The sequence below is a fragment of the Blastococcus sp. SYSU DS0828 genome, assembly GCF_054050975.1.
The window spans coordinates 21,224-27,769 of sequence record NZ_JBJHAK010000039.1; the positions used below are offsets into that span (position 1 = coordinate 21,224).

Below are 6,546 nucleotides of genomic sequence, written 5' to 3' on the forward strand. Positions count from 1 at the left end.
GCGTGCCTAGCTACTCACCCTAGGCCGAGGGCTCGTCGTTGTCCGTCGTACGCGCGATCGCCACGATGGAGACGTCCTCCGGCAAGTTCATCAGCTTGACACCCATCGTGGCCCGATCCTTGTTGTGGCGCACGCCGTTGACCGGCGTCCGGATCACGCCACCCCCGGAGGTGATCGCGTACAGCTCGTCGCCGAGGGTCACGGCCAGCGCCCCCACCAGGGCCCCCTTGCGGGCCTTCGGGTCGGCGGTGAGCACGCCCTTGCCGCCCCGGCCCTGGTTCGGGTAGTTCTCGATGCCGGTGCGCTTGGCGAAGCCGCGCTCCGTCGCGACGAGGACGTCCACCCCCTCCTGCGCGACGATCATCGACAGCAGCCGGTCGTCGTCGGCGAGCGAGATGCCGCGCACGCCCTCGGTCGCCCGGCCCATCGGACGCAGCGCGGCGTCGTCGGCCTTGAAGCGGATCGACATCGCCTTGCGGGTGACCAGCAGCAGGTCCTGGTCGGGGCCGATCAGCGCGGCGCCGACCAGTTCGTCGCCGTCGCGCAGGTTGATGGCGATCACGCCACCCTGGCGCGGGGAGTCGAAGTCGGTCAGCCGGGTCTTCTTGACCTGGCCCTTCGCGGTGGCGAGCACCAGGTACGGCGCGACCGTGTAGTCCTTGATCTGCATGACCTGGGCGATCTTCTCGTCCGGCTGGAACGCGAGGATGTTCGCCACGTGCGCACCTCGGGCGGTCCGGTTGGCCTCCGGCAGCTCGTAGGCCTTCGCCCGGTAGACCCGGCCCTTGTTCGTGAAGAACAGGATCCAGTCGTGGGTGGAGCCGACGAAGAAGTGGTCGACGATGTCGTCCTGCTTCAGCTGCGCGCCCATGACGCCCTTGCCGCCCCGGCGCTGCGACCGGTAGAGGTCGCTCTTCGTGCGCTTGGCGTACCCGGTTCGGGTGATGGTGACGACGACCTCCTCCTCGGCGATGAGGTCCTCCATCGAGACGTCACCCTCGTTGGCGACGAACTGGGTGCGCCGGTCGTCGCCGTACTTCTCGACGATCTCGGCCAGCTCGTCACGGACGATTTGCCGCTGCCGCTCGGGGGACTCGAGGATGGCCTGCAGGTCGGCGATCCGGGCCTCGATCTCGGCGAGCTCGTCGAGGATCCGCTGCCGCTCCAGCGCGGCGAGCCGGCGCAGCTGCAGGTCGAGGATCGAGACGGCCTGGATCTCGTCGACGTCGAGCAGCTCCATCAGGCCGGTGCGCGCGGCGTCGGCCGACTCGCTGCTCCGGATGAGGGCGATGACGGCGTCCAGCTGGTCCAGCGCCTTGGCGTAACCGCGCAGGATGTGCGCGCGCTCCTCGGCCTTGCGCAGCCGGTAGCGGGTGCGCCGCTGGATGACCTCGATCTGGTGCAGCACCCAGTTGCGCACCAGCTCGTCGAGGCGCAGCGTGCGCGGGACGCCGTCGACGATGGAGAGCATGTTGCAGCCGAAGGACGTCTGCAGCTGGGTGTGCTTGTAGAGGTTGTTCAGCACGACCTTGGCGACGGCGTCGCGGCGCAGCGTGATGACGAGCCGGCGGCCGACCCGGTCGCTGGACTCGTCGGCGATCTCGCTGATGCCCTGCAGGCGGCCTTCGCGGACGCCCTCGGCGATCGCCTCGGCGAGGTTGTCGGGGTTGACCTGGTAGGGCAGCTCGGTGACGACCAACTGCACCCGCCCGCGGCTGTCCTCCTCGACGGTGACGACGGCGCGCATCCGCACGGAGCCGCGGCCGGTGCGGTATGCGTCCTCGATGCCCTCGCGGCCGACGATCAGGCCGTGGGTCGGGAAGTCGGGGCCCTTGATCCGCTCCATGCACGCGGTCAGGGCCTCCTCGGCCTCCGCCTCGGGGTGGTCGAGCATCCAGAAGACCGCCTGGGCCACCTCGCGCAGGTTGTGCGGGGGCATGTTGGTGGCCATGCCGACCGCGATCCCGGCCGAGCCGTTGATCAGCAGGTTCGGGATGCGCGAGGGCAGGACGACGGGCTCTTCGGTGCGGCCGTCGTAGTTGCCCTGGAAGTCGACGGTCTCCTCGTCGATGCCGGCCAGCATCTCCATCGCCAGCGGCGTGAGCCGGCACTCGGTGTACCGCATCGCGGCCGCCGGGTCGTTACCCGGGGAGCCGAAGTTGCCCTGCCCGTCGATCAGCGGGTAGCGCATCGACCAGGGCTGGGCCAGCCGCACGAGGGCGTCGTAGATCGCCGAGTCACCGTGCGGGTGGTAGTTACCCATCACCTCGGCGACGGGGCGGGCGCACTTGACGTACCCGCGGTCGGGGCGGAAGCCCTGGTCGTACATGGCGAACAGCACGCGCCGGTGCACCGGCTTGAGGCCGTCGCGCACCTCGGGCAGCGCGCGGCCCACGATCACGCTCATCGCGTAGTCGATGTAGCTGCGCTGCATCTCCTGCTGGAGGTCGACCGCTTCGACGCGGTCGCGGGGTGGGGTCTCCGTCACGGTTCAGATCTCCACAGGTCGGTGCACAGGGGTGGACAAAAGGCCAAGTCGACCGTTAAAGGACCCCGTCCTCCCACCCTTCGCGAGCTCAGGGCGGGACCCGGGACGGGGCCTCAGACGTCGAGGAAGCGGACGTCCTTGGCGTTGCGGGTGATGAAGCTGCGCCGCGCCTCGACGTCCTCGCCCATGAGCACGCTGAAGATCTCGTCCGCGGCTGCGGCGTCCTCGAGGGTGACCTGGCGGAGGATCCGGGTCTCGGGGTTCATCGTGGTCTCCCAGAGCTCGCTGGCGTTCATCTCACCGAGCCCCTTGAACCGCTGGATCATCTCGTCCTTGATCTTGCGGCCGCTCTCGACGCCGGCCTTCACGACCGCGTCGCGCTCCTTGTCGCTGTAGGCGTACTCGTCGCCGATCTTGCCGCCCCACTTGATCTTGTAGAGCGGGGGCTTGGCCAGGTAGACGTACTGGCCCTCGACCAGCGGCCGCATGAAGCGGAACAGCAGCGTCAGCAGCAGGGTGCTGATGTGCTGGCCGTCGACGTCGGCGTCGGCCATCAGCACGATCTTGTGGTACCGGAGCTTCGAGATGTCGAACTCGTCGTGGATGCCGGTGCCGAACGCGGTGATCATCGACTGGACCTCGGTGTTCTTGAGCACCCGGTCGATGCGCGCCTTCTCGACGTTGATGATCTTGCCGCGGATGGGCAGGATCGCCTGGTACATCGAGTCGCGGCCGGACTTCGCCGAGCCGCCGGCCGAGTCGCCCTCGACGATGTAGACCTCGGAGTTGCGCGGGTCGGTGGAGCGGCAGTCGGCCAGCTTGCCGGGCAGCCCGCTCACCGACAGCAGGCTCTTGCGAGCCAGCTTGCGGGCGTCCTGCGCCGCGCGGCGGGCGCGAGCCGCGGAGGCCGCCTTGGTGATGATCGTCTTGGCCTCGGTCGGGTTGGCCTCGAACCAGTGGCCGATCTGCTCGTTGCACACCCGCTGCACGAAGCCCTTGACCTCGGTGTTCCCGAGCTTGGTCTTCGTCTGGCCCTCGAACTGCGGGTCGCCGAGCTTGACCGAGACGATCGCCGCCAGGCCCTCGCGGATGTCGTCCCCGGTGAGCTTGTCGTCCTTCTCCTTGAGGAGCTTCTTCTCCACCGCGTACCGGTTCACGATGGAGGTGAGCGCCGCGCGGAAACCCTCCTCGTGGGTGCCGCCCTCGTGGGTGTTGATGATGTTCGCGAAGGTGTGCACCGACTCGGAGTAGGCGTCGGACCACTGCATCGCGATCTCCACCGACATCGCGGTGTCGTTCTTGCCCACGCCGTCGGCGGAGAAGCCGATGACCGACTTGTGGATCGGCGTCTTGCGCCGGTTGATGTAGGCCACGTAGTCGACCAGGCCGCCGTCGTACCGGTAGGTGACCTCGGTCGGCTCGAACGCCTCCTCCTCGCCCGCGACCGGCGCGGCCGCCTCGGCCAGCGACTCCTCGCCGATGCCGGTCTCGGCCTTGCCGTGACCGGGGCGCTCGTCGCGCACCACGATGGTCAGGCCCTTGTTCAGGAAGGCCATCTCCTGCAGGCGCCGGCTGATCGTGTCGAACGAGTACGTCGTCGTCTCGAAGATCGTCGGGTCGGCCCAGAAGGTGATCGCGGTGCCGCGCTTCTTCGTGGGACCGATCTCCTGCAGCGGACCGGGCTTGGCCTCCGCGTACTCCTGGAACCACTCCTTGCCGTGGGTCCAGACACGCACGTCGAGCCTCGTGGACAGCGCGTTGACGACGGTGACGCCGACGCCGTGCAGACCACCGGAGACGCCGTAGCTCTTCCCGTCGAACTTCCCGCCCGCGTGCAGGACGGTCATGATCACCTCGACGGTGGGCCGCTTCTCGACCGGGTGCATGTCCACCGGGATGCCGCGGCCGTTGTCCTCGACCCGGACGCCGCCGTCGGCCAGCAGGGTCACCCGGACGGTGTCGCAGTAGCCGGCCAGGGCCTCGTCGACGGCGTTGTCCACGACCTCCCACACCATGTGGTGCAGGCCGCGCTCGCCTGTCGAGCCGATGTACATGCCGGGGCGCTTGCGCACCGCCTCGAGACCCTCGAGGACGGTGATGGAGCTGCCCGAGTATGCGGACTCGGTCTGGGGTGCTGCGACCACGTGGGGCCTTCCTCTCGAGCAACCGGCGCATCGCGGCCCCAGCCGGTGCGGGGGGCTCGACGGCGCAGGCGGGCGCTCAGCCGGTTGCTGGCGGTTTTCGTCTCCCACGATACCGCGAGGTGTGACAGGAACAGCGTCGTGCACGCCCTCACGCCGTGTCTGCGCCTCTCGCGGGAGCTCCGCCACCATCCTGCTTGGCCCCCACCCCGACACGCCGTCAGGGCGACGCTGGCCGGTTCCGTGCCGCGCGCGGCCGTCGGAGGGGCCGCAGACTCGGCCGTATGGCACCACCCGCCGCCGCCCCCGGCAACGACCAGTCCGGCCCGCCCCTCACCTGCCTCGTCACCGGAGCCACGGGCTACGTGGGGGGCCGTCTCGTGCCCGCGCTCCTCGCCGCCGGCCACCGCGTGCGGGTCATGAGCCGCTCGCCGGAGCGGCTGCGGGACCACCCGTGGGCCGGGGACGTGGAGATCGTGCGCGCCGACGCGGGGGACGCGCCGTCGGTCGCAGCGGCGTGCGCCGGGGTCGACGTCGTCTACTACCTGATCCACGCGCTGGGGACCGGGCCGGAGTTCGAGGCGGCCGACCGGCACACCGCGACGGTGATGGCCGCGGCGGTGCGCGCGGCCGGCGTCGGCCGGCTGGTCTACCTGGGCGGGATGGCGCCGGCTGACGAGGAGCTCTCCCCGCACCTGCGCTCCCGAGCCGAGGTCGCGGCGATCCTGCTCGGTTCCGGCGTGCCGACGGTGGTGCTGCGCGCCGCCGTCGTCCTGGGCTCGGGGTCGGCGTCCTTCGAGATGCTGCGGCACCTGACCGAGCGGTTGCCGGTGATGGTCACGCCCCGGTGGGTGCACAGCCGGATCCAGCCGATCGCGATCCGCGACGTGCTGCGGTACCTCGTCGCCTGCGGCCGGCTGCCGGCCGACGTGCACCGCTGCTTCGACATCGGCGGCCCCGACGTCATGGACTACGCCACGATGATGCGTCGCTACGCCCGGGTCGCGGGGCTGCCGCGGCGGCGCATCCTGCCGGTGCCGATCTTCACCCCGTCGCTGTCCAGCCACTGGGTCGGCCTCATCACGCCGGTGCCCGCGTCCATCGCGCGCCCGCTGGTCGAGTCGCTGCGCAACACCGTCGTCGCGACCGAGCACGACATCGCCCGCTACGTGCCCGATCCGCCGGAGGGGCTGCTCGGCTTCGACGAGGCGGTGCGGCTGGCCATCCAGCGGGTGCACGACTCCGACGTCGTGACCCGCTGGGCGTCGGCGTCGGTCCCCGGCGCGCCCTCCGACCCGCTGCCGACCGACCCGGACTGGGCGGGGGGCAGCCTCTACGTCGACGAGCGGGTGCGGCCCACGACCGCTCCGGCCGAGACCGTGTGGCAGGTGGTGGAGGGCATCGGCGGGGACGCCGGCTGGTACTCCTGGCCGCTGGCCTGGCGGGTCCGCGGCTGGCTGGACCGGGCGGTCGGTGGGGTGGGTCTGCGGCGGGGACGGCGCGACCCCGACGAGCTCTACGTCGGCGATGCGCTGGACTTCTGGCGGGTCGAGGAGCGCCAGGAGGGCCGGCTGCTCCGGCTGCGCGCCGAGATGCGGCTGCCCGGGCTCGCCTGGCTGGAGTTCCACGTGGAACACGACCCGGCCGCGGGCGGTACGACCCTGCGCCAGCGGGCGACCTTCGCCCCGCGTGGGCTGGCCGGGCACCTGTACTGGTGGGCGGTCGCCCTCTTCCACGGCTTCGTCTTCGGCGGCATGCTGCGCGGCATCACCCGAGCGGCCGAGCGACGCAGCGGACGGGCCGACGCGCCGTCCTGGCTCACCGCGCGGGGGGGGGGGGGGGGGGGGGGGGGGGGGGGGGGGGGGCGGGCGGCGGTGGGGGGGGCGGAGTGTGCGGGCGTAGCGGCCCTCGGGGGGG

3 protein-coding genes are annotated in these 6,546 nt (G+C 71.0%); 1 reads left to right on the plus strand and 2 read right to left on the minus strand.

Going from position 1 to position 6,546, the window contains the following annotated elements; genetic code table 11:
* Positions 1-19: 19 nt before the first annotated feature.
* Together gyrA and gyrB are read right to left on the minus strand one after the other, a co-directional pair.
* A complete protein-coding gene (gyrA, locus tag ACI79Q_RS20220; protein ID WP_456589582.1) occupies positions 20-2,488 on the minus strand; it encodes a DNA gyrase subunit A in 2,469 nt (822 codons plus the stop codon).
* A gap of 113 nt (positions 2,489-2,601) precedes the next feature.
* On the minus strand, positions 2,602-4,632 hold the full coding sequence (gene gyrB, locus ACI79Q_RS20225; RefSeq protein ID WP_456596019.1) for a DNA topoisomerase (ATP-hydrolyzing) subunit B: 2,031 nt from the start codon (positions 4,630-4,632) through the stop codon (positions 2,602-2,604).
* Between the two features lie 281 nt (positions 4,633-4,913).
* On the opposite strand from gyrB, the gene ACI79Q_RS20230 reads away from it, so the two are divergent.
* Positions 4,914-6,546 (plus strand): SDR family oxidoreductase (locus tag ACI79Q_RS20230; protein WP_456615254.1); only part of this gene is annotated, 1,633 nt, incomplete at its 3' end.